18 protein-coding genes and 1 pseudogene are annotated in these 20823 nt (G+C 59.0%); 6 read left to right on the forward strand and 13 right to left on the reverse strand.

All coding sequences use genetic code 11. The annotated features are described in order from the left end of the window. Window positions 1-16: 16 nt before the first annotated feature. Window positions 17-1060, reverse strand: a complete 1044-nt coding sequence (locus HQ912_RS18100; protein WP_076385497.1) for a GlxA family transcriptional regulator — start codon at window positions 1058-1060, stop codon at window positions 17-19. Window positions 1061-1339: 279 nt separating this feature from the next. Here HQ912_RS18100 and HQ912_RS28140 point away from each other — a divergent pair. Continuing rightward, window positions 1340-2422, forward strand: a pseudogene (locus HQ912_RS28140) (cache domain-containing protein); the annotation flags it as partial. A gap of 93 nt (window positions 2423-2515) precedes the next feature. After that, on the forward strand, window positions 2516-3283 hold the full coding sequence (locus HQ912_RS28145) for a methyl-accepting chemotaxis protein (RefSeq protein WP_409936849.1): 768 nt from the start codon (window positions 2516-2518) through the stop codon (window positions 3281-3283). Window positions 3284-3417: 134 nt separating this feature from the next. Here the strand turns inward: HQ912_RS28145 and HQ912_RS18110 are convergent, their stop codons facing one another. Continuing rightward, complete coding sequence (locus HQ912_RS18110) at window positions 3418-4320, reverse strand: glycine betaine ABC transporter substrate-binding protein (protein ID WP_076385501.1); 903 nt, start codon at window positions 4318-4320, stop codon at window positions 3418-3420. 359 nt (window positions 4321-4679) lie between these two features. Between HQ912_RS18110 and HQ912_RS18115 the strand changes: the two genes are divergently transcribed. Further along, window positions 4680-6716 carry an NADH:flavin oxidoreductase gene (locus tag HQ912_RS18115; protein ID WP_173407116.1) on the forward strand — a complete coding sequence of 679 codons (2037 nt, stop codon included), beginning with the start codon at window positions 4680-4682 and terminating at the stop codon, window positions 6714-6716. Window positions 6717-6999: 283 nt separating this feature from the next. On the opposite strand, the gene HQ912_RS18120 is transcribed toward HQ912_RS18115, so the two are convergent. Next, a complete protein-coding gene (locus HQ912_RS18120) occupies window positions 7000-7785 on the reverse strand; it encodes a pyrroline-5-carboxylate reductase family protein (RefSeq protein ID WP_107322865.1) in 786 nt (261 codons plus the stop codon). Continuing rightward, a complete protein-coding gene (locus HQ912_RS18125) occupies window positions 7775-8479 on the reverse strand; it encodes a TetR/AcrR family transcriptional regulator (protein WP_107322866.1) in 705 nt (234 codons plus the stop codon). Before HQ912_RS18125 ends, HQ912_RS18120 begins: the two co-directional genes overlap by 11 nt. 226 nt (window positions 8480-8705) lie before the next feature. On the opposite strand from HQ912_RS18125, the gene HQ912_RS18130 reads away from it, so the two are divergent. From HQ912_RS18130 to HQ912_RS18140, 3 genes are all read left to right on the forward strand, one after another. Then, on the forward strand, window positions 8706-9377 hold the full coding sequence (locus tag HQ912_RS18130; protein ID WP_047229357.1) for a class I SAM-dependent methyltransferase: 672 nt from the start codon (window positions 8706-8708) through the stop codon (window positions 9375-9377). Window positions 9378-9507: 130 nt separating this feature from the next. Then, complete coding sequence (locus HQ912_RS18135) at window positions 9508-9771, forward strand: hypothetical protein (RefSeq protein WP_047229356.1); 264 nt, start codon at window positions 9508-9510, stop codon at window positions 9769-9771. A 377-nt stretch (window positions 9772-10148) separates the two neighbouring features. After that, window positions 10149-11726: a lactate dehydrogenase gene (locus tag HQ912_RS18140; RefSeq protein ID WP_260990039.1), complete on the forward strand. Its 1578-nt coding sequence runs from the start codon at window positions 10149-10151 to the stop codon at window positions 11724-11726. Here the strand turns inward: HQ912_RS18140 and HQ912_RS18145 are convergent. From HQ912_RS18145 to urtA, 9 genes are all read right to left on the reverse strand, one after another. Continuing rightward, window positions 11671-12777, reverse strand: coding sequence for an AAA family ATPase (locus tag HQ912_RS18145; protein WP_260990040.1), 1107 nt, complete (start codon window positions 12775-12777; stop codon window positions 11671-11673). The genes HQ912_RS18140 and HQ912_RS18145 overlap by 56 nt on opposite strands. Before the next feature lie 3 nt (window positions 12778-12780). Beyond that, window positions 12781-13824 carry an aliphatic amidase gene (locus tag HQ912_RS18150; RefSeq protein ID WP_047229353.1) on the reverse strand — a complete coding sequence of 348 codons (1044 nt, stop codon included), beginning with the start codon at window positions 13822-13824 and terminating at the stop codon, window positions 12781-12783. Between the two features lie 14 nt (window positions 13825-13838). After that, a complete protein-coding gene (locus tag HQ912_RS18155) occupies window positions 13839-14186 on the reverse strand; it encodes an FmdB family zinc ribbon protein (RefSeq protein ID WP_047229352.1) in 348 nt (115 codons plus the stop codon). Between the two features lie 36 nt (window positions 14187-14222). Then, a complete protein-coding gene (gene fmdA, locus HQ912_RS18160) occupies window positions 14223-15452 on the reverse strand; it encodes a formamidase (protein ID WP_047229351.1) in 1230 nt (409 codons plus the stop codon). 155 nt (window positions 15453-15607) lie between these two features. Next, window positions 15608-16297 carry an urea ABC transporter ATP-binding subunit UrtE gene (gene urtE / locus HQ912_RS18165; protein ID WP_139050668.1) on the reverse strand — a complete coding sequence of 230 codons (690 nt, stop codon included), beginning with the start codon at window positions 16295-16297 and terminating at the stop codon, window positions 15608-15610. A 10-nt stretch (window positions 16298-16307) separates the two neighbouring features. Next, window positions 16308-17066 carry an urea ABC transporter ATP-binding protein UrtD gene (gene urtD / locus HQ912_RS18170; RefSeq protein WP_139050669.1) on the reverse strand — a complete coding sequence of 253 codons (759 nt, stop codon included), beginning with the start codon at window positions 17064-17066 and terminating at the stop codon, window positions 16308-16310. After that, a complete protein-coding gene (gene urtC / locus HQ912_RS18175; RefSeq protein ID WP_173407117.1) occupies window positions 17063-18250 on the reverse strand; it encodes an urea ABC transporter permease subunit UrtC in 1188 nt (395 codons plus the stop codon). Before urtC ends, urtD begins: the two co-directional genes overlap by 4 nt. Window positions 18251-18260: 10 nt before the next feature. Then, window positions 18261-19178 carry an urea ABC transporter permease subunit UrtB gene (urtB, locus tag HQ912_RS18180; RefSeq protein ID WP_047229347.1) on the reverse strand — a complete coding sequence of 306 codons (918 nt, stop codon included), beginning with the start codon at window positions 19176-19178 and terminating at the stop codon, window positions 18261-18263. A gap of 111 nt (window positions 19179-19289) precedes the next feature. After that, window positions 19290-20534, reverse strand: a complete 1245-nt coding sequence (urtA, locus tag HQ912_RS18185) for an urea ABC transporter substrate-binding protein (RefSeq protein ID WP_173407118.1) — start codon at window positions 20532-20534, stop codon at window positions 19290-19292. Window positions 20535-20823 lie beyond the last annotated feature (289 nt).

A 20823-nucleotide genomic window follows, 5' to 3' on the forward strand; every position in this document is an offset into this window, starting at 1 on the left:
TAACGTCGCTAGCCTGCTATCCCCGAACGCCCTGTTTTCGCTCAAACGTCGAACGATAACTGCCGGGCGGAACGCCGAAGAAATCGCGAAAACGACGCTGAAAGTGCGGCGAGCTGACAAAGCCCGTCGCCACGGCGATTTCTGTGACGGATCGATTGGTCTGCTGGATAAGTTGGCGCGCACGGGTCAGGCGCAGTTCCAGGTAATAACGTGTCGGGGTTGCGCCGAGGAAACTGCAGAAGCGCCGTTCCAACTGCCGCTTGGAAATCTTCACGCATGCCGCCAGCTCATCGATGGTCAACGGCTCCTCGATGTTTTGCCACATCAACTCCAACGCCAGCTTGAGACTTTCTGGCAGCGTCGGATCGGTTTCGACGAAGACCGGCGGCAGATCCGACGCGTCGCCCGACTCATCACACCGCAGGATCTCCTCGATCGCCCCCACCAGCGCTTCGCCTCCCGTCTGGCGGATCAACTGAAGCATCATGCGCAGCGAGCTGTTGGCACCTGCGCAACTGACCCGCTGCCGGTCCACCACATAAGCGCGGCTGGAAACTTTCACATGGGGAAAAACCTCCGCCATCATGGCGCGACTTTCCGGGTGAACCGCGCACTCGAAACCATCGAGCAAACTGGCATCGGCGACGAAAAAAACGCCGTTCCACAACCCGCCCAGTATTGAACCGGACGCGGCGTTGGCGCGCAGCTTGCGTCGCAGCAGCGGCATGCCCTGCAACTTCACGCGAAAGCCACCGGCGACGATCAGGACGTCCTGGTTTTCCGGCAACTGCGCCAACTCGATATCGGCCGAGATGACGATCCCCAGGTCACTGGTCACCTGACTCCCCGAGGCCCCAACCGTCAGCACCTCATACAGAGGCCTGTCGCTCATCAGGTTGGCCGTCACCAGCGCATCCACCGCACCGGTAAAGGACATCATCGAGAAGTTGTCCATCAATACGAACGCGACACGAACCGGAGCCTGGTCAGCACCTGAGGATCCGAGCGGCCGGTAAGCCATGTTTTTGTTTTTAAGTACGCTCTCGAATGCGCTTGGCATAGGGCCTCGTCAATACATGAAGGCATCAGGACTTGCATCACGCTCGCGCTTTAAGCAGCAGAGCAATTGGCACATCTTCCAGATTAACCACGACGGCTGCAATCGACTCGCGACACCGCAGGGTCATCGCCCCCTCCTCGACCTCAAGTACCGTCGATTCTGGTCGATATCGTGTAGGTACGCATGGGCGCTTCCCCCGTTCCAGAAACTCGCAACGCGCACCGCTACTGTTTCCTGTTTCCGCCGTTTCAACACCTATAAATATCCGCGGGAGAAGTCATGAATATCAAACAGAAGCTGACATGGGCGTTCGCGGCCATCGCCTGCCTGCCAGTTATCCTGGTGGCGGTGCTGGTCGTGTTGAACCTGCGCGACGCCGCACAAACCAACTTCCTGGACAGCAGCGGCCGTGAAATCCGCCAGATCGACAACGGCATGAAGCAGTTCTTCGATGGCATCAGCCAGAACGTCGAGTTCTTCGCCAAGGACCCACGGATTATCGCGGCCAAGGATCTGAAAAATTATTCCGGTGCCGACGCTGCACAAATTCCGCTGCCTGAGAACAACAAACAGCTGCTGGACATATTCGACAGATTCGCCAAAAGCCATCCGACCACCGCCTATCTTTCTCTGGGGCTGGCCGACGGCGGTTACGCCAGCTGGCCTGACGACCCCAAAATTTCCAATTACGACCCCCGCGTACGCCCCTGGTACAAGGCCGCCATCGCTTCGCCGGGCACCACCGTGCGCACAGACGCCTATTACTGGGCACCGGACGACGTGTCGCTGATCGGCATCGTCCATACGGTCTCCGACGCCGCCGGCAAGCTGGTGGGTGTGGTGGGCCTGGACGTGTCGCTCAAGCAACTGACCGAACTGGTCAAGAACATCAAGCTGGGCGACAGCGGTTACCTGATGCTGGTCGAAGCCAATGGCAACGTCCTGGTCGATCCCAGCGATGCCAAGCACAACTTCAAGCCCATGGCAGAAATTGGCCCCAACTATGCCGAACTGGCCAAAAGCGGTGATGGCGTGACTCAGATCGAGATCGATGGCGTGCCCTACATGGCCAACGTCGTCAGTTCCAAAGGCCTGGGCTGGCGCTTCATCGGTCTGATCAAACGCGACGAAGTCATGGCCGAAGCCGCGAGCCTGACCTGGTTGATCGCCATCATCGCCGCCGCGCTGGCAGTGGTGTTCGCCATCGTCGGCGCCAGTTTCGCCAGCGTGATCGTGCGACCGATTCGCGGTGTTGCCAATGGCCTGCAGGAAATCGCCGAAGGTGAAGGCGACCTCACCCGCAAGCTCTCGGTGCAAGGCAAGGACGAAACCGCCACTCTGGCCAGTTGGTTCAACCAGTTCCTGGGCATGATCGCCCAACTGGTGCAGCGCATCGGCAGCGCCTCCTCCGACCTGCAAAGCGCCGCCGCCGATACCAGCGAAGTGGCGCAAAACATGAACGAAGCCGCCGGACGTCAACGCCAGGCCGTTGAACTGGTAAGCACCGCGTTCAACGAAATGGTCGCCACCGCCAATGAGGTCGCCCGCTCTTGCAGCCAGGCGGCCTCCAGCGCGGACGAAGGTTATCGCGACGTGCACGACGGCCAGCATCACATCGGCGAAGCCACGGGCAGTGTGCTGAAATTGAGCGAGGATCTGCAAAAGTCGACCCAGACCATGCAGGCGCTGGAGCAGGACAGCAAGAACATCAACACCATCCTCGACACCATTCGCTCGATTGCCGAACAGACCAACCTGCTGGCCCTCAACGCCGCCATCGAGGCCGCGCGGGCCGGCGATCAAGGTCGTGGGTTCGCCGTGGTGGCCGATGAAGTCCGCGCCCTGGCCCGGCGTACCGCCGACTCCACCGGCGAGATCGACAGCCTGCTGGGCAACCTCGCGCGCCGGACCCAGGAAGTCACCCTGCAGATGCAAGGCAGTCTGCAGGGCTCCAAAACCAGCGTTGAACGCATCCATCAGGCCCGCGACAGCTTCGACAAGATCCGTATCTCGGTGGACTCGATTCGCGACCAGAACACCCAGATCGCCACGGCGGCCGAGGAACAGCACCAGGTGGCCGAGGACATCAACCGGCACATCTCGCAAATCCATACCGATGCACAACTGGTGGAAGAATATGCCCACTCGGCGCAGACGGGCTCGGGGCGCTTGACGGATATTTCCGGGCAGCTCAAAGGATTGGTGGGGCGGTTCAAGTTCTAGTTGTAGAGCCTGAGACAGCCCCCCAAATGTGGGAGCGAGCCTGCTCGCGATGGCGGTGGCTCAGCTTGCATTGATGTTGAATGTGCTGACGCTATCGCGAGCAGGCTCGCTCCCACACTTGCTGTGTCACCGAGTCATTGCGGCCCTGTTGTCACCGATGCGGTTTGCCCGCCAAACATGGCCTCGAAGCGCGGTTTGTTGGCTGCGTAGTACTCGGCGACCACCTTGTCTGCCGAACTGTCCCGCGCCGCCGCCATCAATCTCTCAAGGTCAGCTTGAGGAATATTGAAGTGAGTGAAGAAGCGGGCGACGTCGGGATACTCCGCGCTAAAACCTTTGCGGGCCACCGCGTGAATCTGCTCTGCGCCCCCAAAAATCTTCTTGGGATCATCCAGATAGCGCAGCGACCATTTGGAGAACATCCAATGCGGGCTCCAGGCGTTGACCAAAGACCATTTGTCACGCTTGAGGTTACGATCCAACTCACTCAACATCCCGGATTCGGACGAAGCAACCATTTTGTAGCCATCGAGTTTGTATAGCTCAATGGCTTTTTCTGTCAGCTTGTATTGGCCGTTGCCCACTTCTGAAGTGAGGATTTTGCCGCCGAGCTTTTCCCGCACATCTGGTTTGTTGAGATCCTCGATGCTGGCGATCTCACTGGCGGCAATGGAAGTTGGCACCGCCATACCGATCCGACCTTCATACAACACGCCAAGGTCTTCGAGCTTGTCGCTGTACTTGTCATAGAAGGCTTTGTGAGTGCTCGGCAGCCAGACCATCGGGATCAGGTCGATATTACCGTTAGCCAGCGCCTGGAACTGAATGCCGATATCGGCCAGCACCAGTTTGACCGGTTGCTTGAGGTGGTCTTGCAGGGCGGTGCTTGCCAGCTTTACAGCGATTTCCGTATCCGACCAATTCACCCATCCAATGCGCACAGGCGCAGGCTCCTCGGCATGGGCAAGCAAGCTGCAAAAGACCATACACAGGCCTGCAAGCCAGCCGCTAAAAGTCTTACTGGATAACGTAACCATAGTGCCTCTCCGCGTTCTGTGTGAGTTGTTGTTGGCAGGACAGCAGAAGCAATCACCTTCACTCATGAGCGCAAAAGCGCCCTCATCTTCAGGCGGTTTTGATCTCTACGTTCACGTTGGGGTCAATGGCGCCGTTCACTGCGGCAGACATTTTCAGTGCCTCTAGCCCTCTTGAGCCCAAGCCTGGAGTCCCTCACCCCGAGCAAGCCAAATCACCTCGCTGCGAGCCGATCTTAATCCTGGCATTTTGACGGCGCAAGAAAAATGTACACCACTGTCTGAATCATTGACACACATGAACATCCAACTTACCGTTATGTCAAAACCACGCCTGACGTTCTGCTCCGGAGCGCAACACCATGTCCAGCGACCCCTTGCTGCAGCCTTACAAGATCAAACACCTGACACTCAGAAACCGGATCATGACCACCTCCCATGAGCCCGCTTACCCCGTCGATGGCATGCCGAAGGACCTGTACCGGGCGTATCACGTTGAACGGGCAAAGGCCGGCGTGGCGTTGACCATGACCGCAGGTTCCGCTGCCGTTTCCCGTGACAGCCCGCCGGTGTTCAACAACGTGCTGGCGTACAAGGATGAGGTGGTCAAATGGATGAAGGACCTGACCGACGAGTGCCATGAACATGGCGCCGCGGTGATGATTCAACTGACCCACCTGGGACGGCGTACACGCTGGGACAAGGCCGACTGGCTCCCGGTCGTATCGCCCTCTCATCGCCGCGAAGCGTCCCACCGGGCCTTTCCGAAGAAACTGGAAGACTGGGACATCGACCGGATCATTGAGGACTACGTGGATGCCGCCGAACGCATGAAGGCCGCAGGCCTTGATGGATTGGAGTTACAGGCGTACGGGCACCTCATGGATCAATTCTGGTCGCCGCTGACCAACGACCTCGACGGCCCCTACGGCGGCTCGCTGGAAAACCGCTTGCGCTTCACTTTTGATGTGCTGCGTGGCATCCGCCAGCGCTGCGGCGAGGACTTCCTGCTGGGAGTGCGCTACACCGGCGATGAAAACCTGCCGGGCGGCTTCGGTGCCAAAGACGGCATCCAGATTTCCCACATGCTCAAGGACAGCGGGCTGGTGGATTTTCTCAACGTCGTTCGCGGTCACATCGATACCGATGCGGGCCTCACCGATGTGATTCCGATCCAAGGCATGCGTAACTCGCCGCACCTGGATTTTGCCGGCGAGATCCGCTCGGCCACCGGTTTCCCGACGTTCCATGCGGCCAAGATCCCGGACGTGGCCACGGCACGCCACGCCATCGCCTCGGGCAAGGTGGACATGATCGGCATGACGCGGGCGCACATGACCGATCCACACATCGTGCGCAAAATTATCGAAAAACGCGAAGAAGACATCCGCCCCTGCGTCGGCGCCAACTACTGCCTGGACCGTATCTATCAGGGTGGCGCCGCGTATTGCATCCACAACGCCGCCACCGGGCGCGAAACCACCATGCCCCACGAGATCCCCAAGGCACCCACCAAGCGCAAGGTGGTGGTGATCGGTACCGGCCCGGCGGGCCTGGAGGCAGCGCGGGTCGCCGGCGAGCGCGGCCACGACGTCACGGTGTTCGAGGTGGCTGACCAACCCGGCGGCCAGATCCGCTTGACCGCGCAGAGCGAACGGCGTCGCGAGATGATCAGCATCATCGATTGGCGCATGGCGCAATGCGAACGCTTGGGCGTGAAGTTCCATTTCAACACTTGGGCCGAAGCCGAGACCGTCATCGCCGAGGAACCGGACGTGGTGATCGTCGCCACAGGCGGCTTGCCGCACACCGAGGTGCTCAAGCAGGGCAATGAACTGGTGGTGTCGACCTGGGACATCATTTCCGGCGACGTCAAGCCTGGCAAGAACGTGCTGATCTTCGACGACGCCGGCGACCACGCGGCGCTACAGGCTGCCGAAATCATCGCCAACAGCGGCGCACAACTGGAGATCGTCACGCCGGACCGGTCGTTTGCGCCGGAGGTGATGGCGATGAACCTGGTGCCTTACATGCGCAGCCTGCAGGACCTGAACGTCACCTTCACGGTCACCTATCGCGTCGACTCCGTAGAGACGCGCGACGGTCAGCTGGTGGCCAGCTTCGGCAGCGATTATGGCCAAGTGCACAAGCAGCGCGTGGTCGATCAGGTGGTGATCAACCACGGCACCCTGCCCCTGGACGATCTGTACTTCGACCTGCGCCCGCATTCGAGCAACAGCGGTGCGGTTGAACAGCACGATCTGATCGCCGGGAAAACCCAAAATATCGTGACCAACCCCGAGGGTCGTTTCCAACTGTTCCGGATCGGCGACGCGGTGTCGGCACGTAATACCCACGCCGCTATCTACGATGCACTGCGGCTGGTGAAAGACGTCTGAAGGTCATGCCCCTGACCCCATGAGTCAGGGGCATTTTTGAGACTTAACATTGACTTTCACCCCGTGCGAGCCTGCTGGCGATAGCGGTGGTTCAGCTACATGGATGCCGGATGTGCTGTTGTCATCGCGAGCCGGCTCGCTCCCACAGGGGGTCTGTGTTGGACATGAATTTTAGATCGACTGAAGATTGAATGTGGGAGTGAGCCTGCTCGCGATACGGTGGTAACTGCTACCCCAGCAACCGATACACACACGAGCCCCGATCGCGCAGGGGCTGCGTTTTTCAGGTTTGAAGCCCCTGACGAGCAACCGCTGCACCTGCCTGCAACGCCCTGCCCACCTGCTCCTCGAAGTGCCCATCGATCATCGCTTGCAAGGCGGCAGCCGTCACCCCACGGTAGGCCACCAGGGCGTCGATCATGTGTTGGGCATCGTGACTGGCCAACAACTGGCTGCTGCTTACCACCACATTTTTCGCGGCGAGTTGAGCGATGTCGCAAGGAATGCCGGCAGCCATCGCCTGATTGGCCAGCGTCGTCATCAACAAAGCAGGGAAAGCCGGGCCCGTACCCGAGAGCGCCGAGAGGTAATCGATGAAGTCTTCTTGCTGCACCTCTGCCGCCGTGCCTACACACTCGAACAAGCGCTGCACGAGGCTTTTCGTCGTTGCCGCTACCTCTGCAAAGCAATACCAAGGCGTAAAGGACTGCCCGATCTCCACCGCCGCATTGGGCATCGCCCGCACCACTGCCGCAGCCGAGGTCTGTGCAGCAATTGTCTGTGCGCCAATCCCAGCCATCAGGGAAATAACGATTTTACCCGTCGCGTTGATGTTCAGGCTGGCGAAATGCTCGGGGCGAACGGCGATGATCACGACGTCGCTGCGATCCACCAGGTCCTGGTTGTCCGCGACCAGGCAAGCACCTTGCTGAGCCAACGGGTGGTTTCCTGAACGATTGGAAATGACCAGGTTTGCCGCCGACAACAGTCCCTTCGCCAGCACCGCCTTGGCAATCGACCCGCCCAGCCAGCCGGTACCGCCAATGATCCCCACGGTCTCATTGATCATCGGTGCTGCCTTCGAAAGTGTCGGTCAAGGGAACAAAGATCCCAGGCTCCTTTTCGGCATAGCCGAACTTCCCATAGAAGCGATCCAGCTCGCGCTGCTTGGGGACTTTGCCGGTGAAAATACTCACGTAATGCGGAATGCGCTGGAAGCGCACAGTGATCAGCTCACTCGTATTCATGGTGATATAGCCGATCTGCGTCAGATAAATCGTTCGGGCCCGGGTATCAGCGCCTTGGCTGTCATAACCGAAGCGCTTGAACATGCTCGCCAGAGCATTCATCCGCTGCTCGTCTACGGCAGCGACCTCTTGAGCCACTTCAGCGGACTGTAGCGCCCAACTGCGCACGGCAAACTCGAACTGCGAGTCGAACAACTGCGGGTTGAGCCAGCACTCGAACACATTCAGGATCGCCTCGGAAATGCTTTCGGCATAACTTTCGCTTTGCCTGATCAAGCCCCCGGTATTGGTCTCCCGCCACCGAGACAACAAAGCCGCCAGCAACTGCTCGCGGTCCTCGAAGAACCAGTAGAAGCTGGTGCGTGACAAGCCCAGGCGCTTGGCCAGCGGCATGACCCGAACAGCATCGATGCCCGACTCCTTCAGAGCCTCGTAGGCCGCTTCCAGCCACCCCTCCGGCGAACCCCGCCAGCCTGCGTCTTGAGCCTTGCCACGTGCTTTCCCTAACTGGGACATCCCATGCCTCCTTCAAAATACATAAACCAATGTACCTCTACGACCCTAAAATGTACATGTGAGTACATTTTGTTGACATGAACAGACATATGTCTTGAAGTCGACCATCAGCCTTATCGCCATCGTTTCTCGGTCACACGAATTGCCTGAGCGGTATCTCTGGCAGGCAAAGCCTCCATTAGCATTTGTCCTATCCTTGCATTAACCACCCACCCGGAGAGTCGAAATGCCCACCTGCGAATCCGCCCTCCTCCAAAGCTGGCACCACAACGCCCAATCCTGGATCGAAGCCATCCGCACCGGCACCCTCGAAAGCCGTATCAAGGTCACCAACCAGGCCATCATACTGGCGGTGCTAGGCCGTCAACCCGAGCGTGTGCTCGACCTGGGTTGCGGTGAGGGCTGGTTGTTGCGTGCCCTGACTGAACGAGGTATCGAGGTGGTGGGTGTAGATGGCGATGCGACGCTGGTTGAGGCCGCGCGGGCCGCCGGTTCTTCGCGGGTATATTTGGCCAGCTACGAAGAGCTGGCGCAGGCCAAGGTGGACATCGGCAGCGACTACAACGTGATCTGCGCCAACTTCGCTCTGCTGCATCAAGACATCGTCCCTTTGCTCGCAGCCATGAACGCCCTGCTCGCCCCTGGCGGTACGCTGGTGATTCAGACGCTGCACCCGTGGGTCATGGCAGCGGACGACTACCAGGATGGTTGGCGGGAAGAGACTTTCACCGGTTTCAAGGGACAGTGGCAACCCATGCCGTGGTACTTGCGAACCTTGTCCAGTTGGCTCAACGCACTGGACATGGCCGGCTTTCGTCTCGCCGGCCTACAGGAGCCACAGCACCCGCAAAGTGCGATGCCGCAGTCGTTACTGTTAGTAGCCGAGCGGCGAGACTAAGGGCGTTTGCTACGGGGCAGACTTCAACCGCACGCCACTCATCAATAAACCTCAACAACACAAAAAAACTGCCGATACCCAAGGTAAGACCCCAGTGACTGGGTTTCAGGATTGAACGGCGGATCAGGTAATGACAGAGATTTATCTGCTGATAGCACACGGCACGGATCAGGGCGAAGCGTACGTCCTGGGTTGGTTCGATGACAGGACCAAAGCCAGGGAAGTGGCCGAGCAGAAAGAATGGGAAGCCTACCGGGCGAGCCTGAAGGCGGAGCATCCATGGTCAACCCACAAACCCCTGGCGCCGGACCAGACCGACTATCGACGCTACTGGATCAAGACCGTTTCGAAGTTTGATCAGGTGCCTGTTCCGAGGTCTTGGGCGGTTCATTGATCACCGTGGGTGAAATTCAACGAAACGAGCGTTGTCGAGGGTGGTCTAGAAAATTAAGCCCATCCGATGAGAGCATCATTATGTTGAAATTTCTTGGCGGCACCGTAGGTATCATTTTCATAATCGGCCTGATCGTGGTCATCGCCCTGTTCAAGCTGGTCTTCTGACGGCGACAGTGTCGACCACAGGCCTGGGAACGCCGTTTCTCAAGGCGTGAAAAAAGCCCAATCTTTGCAGATTGGGCTGAACCGCTCCGGGAATTCGCTAACGGGCAAATGCATAATAGCTCTTTGCCATTTATTTCACCCACCCCGCTTTCAATCGGGTGGTGTATTCACTACATTGAGTGCAACTCTGCTCTGTTGACACGGACTGTCATGACTACCCTATCCTCGATCACTTCCGCCATTCCCCTCCAGACTCGCTCCGCTGTCGCGGCATCGCCTGCAACAGCGATAGACAGTGCTGATGTCTTCCCGGCTCGACCGTCGGCAATCGTCAGCCTGGGCAGCCCGGTGGTCGATGCTGAATCACAGACCTATTCCCGCCTCGGGCAACTGCCTGGCCAGGAGAATGTTCGTGTTTGGGAAAAGGAAGGTCAGGACGCTATCACCAACATCATGGGGACCAACCCCAGATCGCTGTCGATAGCCAACCGTTTTCACCGCCTGGGTGCGGTCTTGGTGGAGCAGTTCGCCAAGAATGGTTCGAGCATTTCCCAGTCAGTGCTCCATACCACCACGGACAGGGCTTACGACGTCGCCGGGATAAAATCCGAACAGACGCTACTGCACAATAAAGCCGACAACCTGATCAGTCTCAGCATCAAGACCGCCAGCGGCAAGACGGTCACCTTCAGCCTGACAAGCCAGGACGATGGTCTTGGCGTCCAGGCTACCGTGAATGGTGGCCCGCTGAGCGAGGAGGAACTCAAGGCGATTGGCGCTCTGAGCAGTGCCTTTCAGGCGGCTGTCGACGGGTTGACCGCCGAGCCACCCAAGCTCGACCTGAGCAAGCTGACGCAGTTTGACTCCAGCGTATTGGCATCCATTGACCTGAACGCCAAGCTTAAGGGCGTGGACGGTGAAGATCTGACCCTCGCCTTTAGCGCCGACAACCAACGCCGCACCACGCAAATGAGCGGTCCGGATGGCAAACTGAACCTGAGCGTTGACCTGAAGAACAGCACAATCCTGGGCGATGCCAAGCAACAGGCCAACGCACTGAACAGCTACCTTGCCCAGTTTGACCGAGTGCAGGAGCGTGGCAACGCCAAGGCGGCCCTGATGGAGATGTTCAAGGATGCGTTCAGCGCCATGAACAGCCACTACCCAGAGGGCATTACCCTACCTGACCGATTGACCCGTAATGCGGCGGACAAAGGCCTATTGACCGGACTGGCAGACTTCGAGGCGTCCATCACTCAGACTAACAAGGCGTCCAACCCGATGCACCTGTCTGAACTCGATAGTTTTGCCTATACCCTCTCGCAAAAGACTGTCGTCGCGGGCTCCATCATGCGTGACCGCAAGATCGATCAAACCCAGCAATCGAGTCTATCGGCCAGCTTTCACAAAAGCCTGAAGGGCGGGAAAGCACCTGCGCTGGGCAAAGATTACGAATCGCAGAACTATCTCTACGTACAAGTGAATGACAAGGCCAGCAGCTCGGCCAGCCTCGCCTACAAGGATGGCCGACTGACCAAAGCCTCCGTCACGCAACACGCCAGCCAGGACACACGGACACAGAAGTACGTCACGGGCAAACTGATTGAAGAGACCGTGGTGCCGAAGGAAGCTTCAGCCAGCCGCAGTCACTTGGTATTGCTGGAGTACGCCGCCAAGGAGAGCAAGAAATCCAAGGATGCGCAGGAGCAATCCTTACTCAAGGAAGCACTGGCTACCCTCCACAGTTCGGTGATGTTGCAGGAAAATCCTTTGGCGTTGATGCGTTGAACACAGTGCTTTGCGCTGGAACAACCGTGAGCCGGTTTGATTCGACCGTCGCAGTCATCTGCATTGCCTGCGGATGAGCCAGCATACACTCAGCGATCGCAGGCTCCAGCTCAACCCGCACTCGCCTTGTCAGAGCCCGAGCACCAAAGCGTGGGTCATGCTTTCGGCACAGCCAGTCGCTTGCCGCAACGTCCAGGACCAGCGTACGACGATGCTGACCGAGACGTTGGTTGAGTTTGTTCAGTTCGATCTGCAACAACGCTTCCAGCCATTGGGTTTCGATGCGCTGGAAAACCAGAATGCGATCAATACGGTTTAGAAATTCCGGTTCGAACCACGCGTGCAGCGCTTGTTCCAACATGGCCTGCTCACCTTGGGGGGCGATGCCGAGCCAGCGCCGCCAACCGCGTGAAAAACGTTTCCTGTAGGTGGTCGCTTGCTGGGCTCCAATGTTGCTGGTCATGAAGATCAGGCTATTGCGAAAATCCAGCGTTCGGCTACCGCCCGCCAAGGTCAGTTGGCCGTTCTCAAGAATGCCCAACAAGCTGCGCACCACTTCCTTGCTGGCCTTTTCCAGTTCATCGAACAGCACGATGCCTGGGCGACTGTAGGTACCTTGAATCAATTCGCTATTGAACAGACTGACGCCCTCTTTACTCCCCACATAACCAGGTGGCGCTCCGGTGAGCGCCGCCGAGTAATGCTCCTGGGCCAGGGTGTGCATGTCGATGCGACAAAAAGCATCGGAGCGACCGTGTATGGCCTGTGCCAGCAGACGGACGATTTCGGTCTTGCCGACACCGGTTGGCCCCATGAACAGGTTCACCGTCAACGGCCTCTCACGTTCACCAATATCGACCTTAACCACGTTTAGCAACGCCTCGACCGCGCTCATGGCTTGTTCCTGGCCGACAATTCGACTGCGCAACAACGCCATGACCTGAGCGGGATTGAAGACGAAGCGTGAGGTCAACAAATCTGCTGCCGGTGATGCGTTGGTCAGGCTAGGCTGTGGGTGGTTTGGGTCGATGCGATCATTCACGAAAGGCATGGTTTAGCCTGCGTGTTTTTCTTTACCGTCGTGGGGAATCTCTCCCACCGGGCAATGAGCCACGCCGACGGTGCGACGGGTAAGTTTTTCGACGTTTTCCTGGGCTTTCTGCGCATCCAGTACCCAGGTGCGGTAAAAGTCGAACGGGCAGTCAGCCACTCCCTTGTCGCCGTCCCCGGAGTTATAGACCCCGGTGTAACCGCGATGCAGCAGCTTGAACAAATGATTCTGTGATTGGTCGTTCGCTCGCGCATCGCGGATTTGCGAAACGGATAATTGTGCGTACTGAATGCCCATTTCCTCTTCACCGCATTCGCCCAGAGTGCGACCGTCGAAGCCAATGATCGCCGAGTGACCAAAGTAGGAGTAAACCCCATCGAAGCCGGCGGCATTGGCCACTGCCACATAGCAATTATTGGCCCAGGCCATGCTTTTGGACATCATCACCTGCTGCTCTTTGGCCGGGTACATATAGCCCTGGCACCGGACGATCAACTCCGCCCCTTTCATTGCACAGTCGCGCCAGATCTCCGGGTAGTTACCGTCATCACAAATGATCAAGCTGATCTGCAAGCCCTTCGGCCCCTCGCAGACATAGGTTCGATCACCCGGATACCAGCCTTCTATGGGGCACCAGGGAATGCACTTGCGGTACTTCTGGACGATTTCGCCCTGGTTATTGATCAACACCAACGTGTTGTACGGGGCTTTGTGAGGGTGTTCCTCATGCCGCTCGCCGGTCAGGGAAAACACCCCCCACGTGTCTGCCGCACGGCACGCGGCGGAAAAGATCGCAGTCTCTTCGCCTGGAATGCTGGCGGCAGTCGCCATCATCTCATCGTGGTCGTACATGATGCCCATGGTGCTGTATTCAGGAAACACCACCAGGTCCATACCGGGGAGACCGCTTTTCATACCAGTGATGATGTCGGCAATCTTGCGGGCGTTTTCAATGACCTCGGCTTTTGTATGCAACCGCGGCATTTTGTAATTGACGACCGCGACACCCACGGTATCCGGGCTGCTGGAAATATCACCATGACGCATGAAATTTACCTCTGTTAATGGCTGATCATCCAAGGTCTGGAGCCGGTTTTACTCTTGAGCCCCTGTGGATTGGCTTTGGTCGGGGCCAGCGGTTTGCTCGGTGCGCAACAACTGCACCCACTGGGGTGACGACGGTTCTGCTGGTACTCACCAAGGGTCTGCGGTGAGTGGGCACTTCGCTCGTTGGTCGCCATGGCCTGGCGTTGACTACTCGACAACGTCGTCAGCGCCGGTGCAGACAACAGCAACGGCCCTCCTGGGCCCGCGCAAAACGGGCACTGGCACGGCTCGTGCCGTTGGGCCATAGGCCGCAACATTGTGAAACAGCCACAGGTTTGGCATTCGTACTCATAGGTCGGCATGGCGCTCTCCGGACATTGATCGGGCTCGGGCGTGTCTCACAGGTCCGGGGCGATCGGCAGATCGATACTGCCGTCGAGGTGTTTGATGGGGCCGTTGGCGTTGGGGTTGATGTCGAACTCGAAGATTTCGGTGGGTAACCAGAGGGTCGCGCAGGCGTTGGGGATGTCGACCACGCCGCTGATATGCCCTTGCACCGGCGCAGAACCCAACAGTGCATAGCCCTGGGCGGGCGAATAACCAAACTTGGTCAAATAGTTGATCGCATTCAGGCAGGCCTGGCGGTACGCGATATTGACGTCCAGGTAGTGCTGCTTGCCGGCTTCATCCACCGAGATACCTTCAAAGATCAGGTAGTTCTGGTAGGTCGGGATAATCGGGCTGGGTTTGAACACCGGGTTCTTGATTGCGTACTTGGCCATGCCGCCCTTGATCAGCTCGACTTTCATATGCACCCAGCCGGCCATCTCGATTGCGCCGCAAAAAGTGATCTCGCCGTCGCCCTGACTGAAGTGCAGGTCTCCCACCGACAACCCGGCGCCGTTGACGTAGACCGGGAAGAAAATCTTCGAGCCCCGGGACAGGTCCTTGATATCGCAGTTACCACCATGTTCACGCGGCGGCACGGTGCGTGCGCCGGTGGCCGCGGCATCATCCCGGGCCTGGCCTTTGAGCTTGCCCATGTGCGCGGTGGCGGCCAGCGGGGCGTTGGCCAAGGGCGGCACGCGGGTCGGGTTGGTATCGATCAGCTCCTGCTCACGGCGGTTCCAGTCGGCGAGCATTACCGGGTCGGGCAGGCAACCGATCAATCCGGGGTGGATCAGGCCGGCAAAGTTGACCCCGGGAATGTGCCGCGAGCTGGTGAACATGCCTTTGAAATCCCAGATGGCTTTCTGTGCGCTGGGAAAGTGATCCGTGAGGAATCCGCCGCCGTTCTGCCGCGAGAAGAAACCGTTGAAGCCCCACATGGATTCGGCCTTGGCACCGATGTCCAACAGGTCGACCACCAGCAGATCCCCCGGCTCGGCGCCATGCACGCCCACTGGACCGGACAGGTAGTGCACGGTGGACAGGTCGACGTCACGCACATCCGAGGCGTCGTCGTTGTTCTTGATCGCGCCGGCGGTCCAGTCGTAAGTCTCAAGAATAAAGTCATCCCCTGGCTTGACCCAGCAAGCCATGGGAATGTCCGGATGCCAGCGGTTATGGATCTGTTCGTTCTCGGTGGCGGGCTGGTTGAGGTCGACTTTGATCAAGGTATCGGTCATGGCGAAGCTCCTGAACATTGGGGATGTAGCGCGTTGGAACCAGTCTCGAATGGCGGCCCGAATCGGCCAATACGTTGGATGACGTACCCCTGTAGGAGCTGGCTTGCCAGCTGCTACAAAGGGGGCCGATAAACCATCGCGCCGCCCGGCCGCACCTACACAGAGAGGTAGCGACTGATGGTGGCTTCGTCGACCTTGTCCCGGGTCTCTTCAATCACGAAGCGGCCCTTCTCGATCACCAGGAAGCGGTCGGCGATTTCCAGGGTGAATGACAGCACCTGCTCGGAGACCACAATGGTCAGGTCGCGCAGGTTGCGGATCTCTTTCAAAGTGCGGGCGATGTCCTTGATGATCGACGGCTGGATGCCTTCGGTAGGTTCATCGAGCAACAACACCTTGGGATTGGTCGCCAGCGCCCGGGCAATGGCCAGTTGCTGCTGTTGCCCGCCCGAGAGATTGCCGCCCTTGCGCGAGCGCATGTCGTGAAGCACCGGAAACAACGCATAAAGATCTTCGGGGACCTGGCCCCGGGCCGATGCCGGCAGGCCGGTCTGAATATTTTCCAACACCGTCATGCTGGGGAAAATCATCCTCCCCTGGGGCACATAGGCGATGCCGAGCTCCACCCGCTCGTGGGTTTCCAGGTTCGAGACCTCCTGGCCATCGACGCTGACCTGCCCCCGCCACTGCGGAAGGATGCCCATCAAACTCTTGAACAGCGTGGTCTTGCCCATACCGTTGCGTCCCATCACGGCGACGATTTCGCGTTTGGCCACGGCCAAGTCGAGGTCGTGGAGGATCTGGCTCTGGCCGTAACCACAGGACAGCTTGTCTACGTTGAACATGCCTGCTTCCTCAATGGCCTAAATAGACTTCGATGACTTTCGGGTTGTTCTGCACCGACTCCATGCTGCCCTCGGCCAGGACCTTGCCCTGGTGCAGCACCGTGACCTTATGGGCGATGCTCTTGACGAATTCCATGTCGTGTTCGATCACCAGCACCGAGCGTCCCTGGCTGATGCGCTTGAGCAGTTCTGCGGTCTGGACGCGTTCGTTGACGCTCATCCCGGCGACGGGTTCATCGAGCATCAACAGGTCAGGGTTCTGCATCAGCAGCATGCCGATCTCCAGCCACTGCTTCTGACCGTGGGACAGCAGATCGGCCTGTTGCTGCAACAGCTCACCGAGAAAGATCTCCCGCGCCACCTCTTCAACCCGGGCAATCACTGCGGCACTGCGTTTGAAGAACAACGCGCCCAACACCTTGCGCCCCGCCGGGTAGGACATCTCCAGGTTCTCGAACACCGTGAGGTTTTCGTAGATCGACGGGTTTTGGAATTTGCGCCCGACACCGGCACGGACAATGTTGTACTCGCGCATCTTGGTCAGCTCCTGACCATCGAACTGAATGCTGCCGCTGGTGGCGCGGGTCTTGCCGCAGATCAGGTCGAGCACCGTGGTCTTGCCTGCGCCGTTGGGCCCGATTACCACCCGCACTTCATTGCGGTCGATGTACAGGTTGAGGTTGTCCACGGCCTTGAAACCGTCGAATGACACCGTCAGCCCCTCGATAACCAGCACCGGCTTGTTCATTTGAAAACCCACGGCGGTCATGGCTGCGTCTCCAGCGAAGGACGTTCAGGAGCCGAGGCTGGCGGCGCGGTGCGCGGCGCCTCTGGCAGGGGTTCGGCAACGGCTGCTTGCTGCGAGGGACGCCGCAATAGACGGCCAAGGGTCTGGCGGCCATGGCTGTCCCAGAGTCCGGCCAAGCCATTGGGGAAGTACATGACCACGGCAATGAACAACCCGCCCATCAGGTACAGCCATAATTCGGGGAACGACTCGGAGAAATAGGTCTTGCCGTAGTTCACCAGTAAGGCCCCATACACCGCGCCGAGCAGCGACATGCGCCCGCCGACAGCGGCAAAGATCACCATCTCGATGGACGGCACGATGCCGACGAACGAAGGCGACATGAAGCCCACCTGCAAGGCGAACATGGCGCCGCCAATGGCCGAGAAGGCGGCGGCGATGCAGAACACGAAAATCTTGAAACTGGCTACGTCATAACCGGAGAAGCGCACCCGTTCCTCTCTATCGCGCATCGCCATCAGCAGCCGCCCGAGCTTCGACGCGAGGACGAAACGGCCGATGAAAATGCAGCCGAACAACAAGGCCGCGTTGATGAAGTACAGCAGCAGCTTGGCGCTGTCGCTGCGCAGGTCCCAGCCGAGCAGAGTCTTGAGATCGGTGATGCCGTTGACCCCGCCGGTCAGGCCCTGCTGGCCGACGATCAGCACCGTGAGAATCAGCGCGATGGCCTGGCTGACGATAGAGAAATAAACATCCCCCACCCGCCGCTTGAACAGCGCCATGCCAATGATGAAGGCCAGCGCCACCGGCACCAGGATCACCGCTAGCAGGGTGAAGCTGAAACTGTGGAACGGCACCCAGAGCCACGGCAGTTCGGTGATCTGGTTCCAGTCCATGAAATCCGGAATGCCCGGCGTCGACTGGATTTTGGTGCTCTGCGGGTCGGAGGCTTCGAGCTTGAGAAACATCGCCATGCAGTAGCCGCCGACGCCGAAGAACACCCCTTGCCCGAGGCTGAGAATGCCGCCATAGCCCCAACACAACACCAGGCCGACAGCGACGAAGGCATAGGTCAGGTACTTGCCCACCATGTTCAGGCGAAAGGCATCCAGGGTCAGCGGGAAGACCACGAAGATCAGCAGCGCCAACAGGGCCACGCCCAACAGGTTCTGCTTGCCCGCCAGCATCTTGTCTAAAAGCTTCATTGGCTCGCCTCTACTTGCGCACTTTGATGGAGAACAACCCTTGAGGGCGCAACATCAGGATCAGAATCACCCCGGACAGGGTCAGCACCTTGGCCATCGAACCACTGAGGAAAAACTCCGAAATCGATTGGGTCTGGGCAATGACGAACGCCGACGCAATGGTGCCGAACAGGCTTTGTGCGCCGCCGAAGACCACCACCAGGAAGGTGTCGACGATGTACTGCGAGCCCGCGGTGGGACCGGTGGAGCCGATGGTGGTAAAGGCCGCGCCGGCCACCCCCGCGACACCACAACCGAGGGCAAAGGTCATTCGGTCGACCTTGCGCGTATTGATGCCCACGGCACGGCTCATCAGTCGGTTTTGCACCGTGGCCCGCACTTGCAGGCCCCAGCGTGAGCGGTAGAGCAAGAGAAAAATGGCCCCGGTGAGCAGCAGGGTCAGGGCCATCATGAACAGACCGTTACGCGGGATCTCGATGGACTCAGTGAAGTTGAACGAACCCATCAGCCACTCCGGCGGCGTCGCGCTGACTTCACGGGCGCCGAACACCGAACGGAAGGTCTGCTGCATCACCAGGGACAGCCCCCAGGTCGCCAGCAATGTGTCCAGTGGACGCTTGTAGAGCCGACTGATCATCGCCCACTCCACCAGCCAGCCGATGGCCCCGGCCATCAGGAACGACAGGGCGATGGCAATAAAAAAATAATAGGGTTGAAACCACGGGGCGAAATGACTGGTCAGGCTCGAGCAGACATAGGTGGTGTAGGCGCCGATCGTGAGGAACTCGCCGTGGGCCATGTTGATGACCCCCATCTGGCCGAAAATGATCGCCAACCCCAATGCCATCAACAGCAGCACGCAGAACACGGACAAGCCGTTGAACCCCTGCATCGCCGCGATGGCACCAAATTCCGATAGCCATTCCATGATGATGGACTCCTGCTTGGAGGGAGGATGTGGAGAAACGATGGAGCTCCATCGCCGGCAAGCCAGCTCCTACAAAGTGTTGGAGTCGGCTTGCCGCGATAGGCCCAGACCTTACTGATAGCCTTTAGGGAACGGATTCGGTTCGATCAGATCGGACTCGTACACCACTTTGAACTGGCCATCGGGTTGCACTTCACCGATGCGGGTCTTGCTCCACAGGTGATGGTTTTCATGCACTTTGACGTAGCCTTCAGGCGCGGTTTTCAACTCGATGCCCGGCGAGGCTGCTACCACTTTGTCGATATCGAAGCTGCCGGCTTTCTCCACCGCAGCCTTCCACAGCCATGGGCCCAGATACGCGGCCTGGGTCACGTCGCCGATCACCGAATCCTTGCCGTACTTGGCCTTGAAAGCGTCGACGAAGGCTTTGTTGTTGGGGTTGTCCAGGCTCTGGAAGTACTTCATCGAGGCGTAGAAGCCGGCCATGTTTTCGCCGCCGATGCCCAGCAATTCATCCTCGGTCACCGACAGGGTGAGCAAGGTCTGCTTGGCCGCATTGACGCCCGCCGCATTGAGTTGTTTGTAGAAGGCCACGTTGGAGCCACCTACCACGGCGGCGAACACAACGTCGGGCTTCTTCAGCTTGACTTTGTTGATCAGCGAGCCGAACTGGGTGTTGCCCAGCGGGTAGTAGTCTTCGCCGACCACGGTGCCGTGCAGCACGTTCTCAATGTGTTTGCGCGCAATCTTCATCGAGGTGCGTGGCCAGATATAGTCCGACCCCACCAGGTAGAAGGTTTTGGCGCCTTTGGTCTTGGCGATCCAGTCGAGGCTGGCGAGGATTTGCTGGGTGGCTTCCTGGCCGGTGTAGATCACGTTCTTCGACTGCTCCAGCCCCTCGTAGAAAGTCGGGTAGTAGAGCAGGCCGTTTTCTTTCTCGAAAATCGGCAGCACAGCCTTGCGCGAGGCCGAGGTCCAGCAACCGAACACCGTTGCCACCTTGTCGTTGACCAAAAGCTTCTTGGCCTTCTCGGCGAAGGTCGGCCAGTCGGAGGCGCCGTCTTCCTGGATCACCTTGATCTGCCGACCGAGGATGCCGCCTGAAGCGTTGATCTGCTCGATGGCCAGGCGTTCGGCCTGGATCGAGCCGGTCTCGGAAATCGCCATGGTGCCGGTGGCCGAGTGCAACTGGCCGACCGTGACTTCAGTGGCGGTCACCGCCAGGCCGGTGCTGTTGGCCTCGTCCGCCCATACCCCCTGGCTGAACACACTGGCAGCCAATAACGACAGGGCCGCCGCCCCCAGCGCCAGGCGGCGCGGCAACAGGCCTTTAGTGCGGATCAATCGTGGTTCCATGCTGCTACTCCTCTGCGGTGACGCTGACAGCTCGCCTTGGGGCGGCCGGCAACGGTGGTGGCATCAGCATGGCGGCGCGGATCGGTGACGGGTATACGCAGCCTGACGTAAGCGCATACGTCATTTGACGTAGGGAAAAATGCACCAAGGCGGCGCAGGCTATCGCCCCAGGCCCCGCCTGAACGGCACTGCGCGGACGCGCGCGCAGGCAACAGCTGGCGCGGCAAGACGGCGTGGTGCAGGGCATGAAAATTGCTCGGCTATCCGCCACGGGCACACCCGACAGGCA

The organism is Pseudomonas sp. MPDS, from assembly GCF_013283895.1.
Lineage (GTDB): Bacteria > Pseudomonadota > Gammaproteobacteria > Pseudomonadales > Pseudomonadaceae > Aquipseudomonas > Aquipseudomonas rhizophila.

Coding starts and splice junctions, on each gene's coding strand:
- HQ912_RS18100 (WP_076385497.1), bottom strand. CDS start 1,060: ATGCCAAGCGCATTCGAGAGCGTACTTAAAAACAAAAACATGGCTTAC.
- HQ912_RS28145 (WP_409936849.1), top strand. CDS start 2,516: ATGAACGAAGCCGCCGGACGTCAACGCCAGGCCGTTGAACTGGTAAGC.
- HQ912_RS18110 (WP_076385501.1), bottom strand. CDS start 4,320: ATGGTTACGTTATCCAGTAAGACTTTTAGCGGCTGGCTTGCAGGCCTG.
- HQ912_RS18115 (WP_173407116.1), top strand. CDS start 4,680: ATGTCCAGCGACCCCTTGCTGCAGCCTTACAAGATCAAACACCTGACA.
- HQ912_RS18120 (WP_107322865.1), bottom strand. CDS start 7,785: ATGATCAATGAGACCGTGGGGATCATTGGCGGTACCGGCTGGCTGGGC.
- HQ912_RS18125 (WP_107322866.1), bottom strand. CDS start 8,479: ATGTCCCAGTTAGGGAAAGCACGTGGCAAGGCTCAAGACGCAGGCTGG.
- HQ912_RS18130 (WP_047229357.1), top strand. CDS start 8,706: ATGCCCACCTGCGAATCCGCCCTCCTCCAAAGCTGGCACCACAACGCC.
- HQ912_RS18135 (WP_047229356.1), top strand. CDS start 9,508: ATGACAGAGATTTATCTGCTGATAGCACACGGCACGGATCAGGGCGAA.
- HQ912_RS18140 (WP_260990039.1), top strand. CDS start 10,149: ATGACTACCCTATCCTCGATCACTTCCGCCATTCCCCTCCAGACTCGC.
- HQ912_RS18145 (WP_260990040.1), bottom strand. CDS start 12,777: ATGCCTTTCGTGAATGATCGCATCGACCCAAACCACCCACAGCCTAGC.
- HQ912_RS18150 (WP_047229353.1), bottom strand. CDS start 13,824: ATGCGTCATGGTGATATTTCCAGCAGCCCGGATACCGTGGGTGTCGCG.
- HQ912_RS18155 (WP_047229352.1), bottom strand. CDS start 14,186: ATGCCGACCTATGAGTACGAATGCCAAACCTGTGGCTGTTTCACAATG.
- fmdA (WP_047229351.1), bottom strand. CDS start 15,452: ATGACCGATACCTTGATCAAAGTCGACCTCAACCAGCCCGCCACCGAG.
- urtE (WP_139050668.1), bottom strand. CDS start 16,297: ATGTTCAACGTAGACAAGCTGTCCTGTGGTTACGGCCAGAGCCAGATC.
- urtD (WP_139050669.1), bottom strand. CDS start 17,066: ATGACCGCCGTGGGTTTTCAAATGAACAAGCCGGTGCTGGTTATCGAG.
- urtC (WP_173407117.1), bottom strand. CDS start 18,250: ATGAAGCTTTTAGACAAGATGCTGGCGGGCAAGCAGAACCTGTTGGGC.
- urtB (WP_047229347.1), bottom strand. CDS start 19,178: ATGGAATGGCTATCGGAATTTGGTGCCATCGCGGCGATGCAGGGGTTC.
- urtA (WP_173407118.1), bottom strand. CDS start 20,534: ATGGAACCACGATTGATCCGCACTAAAGGCCTGTTGCCGCGCCGCCTG.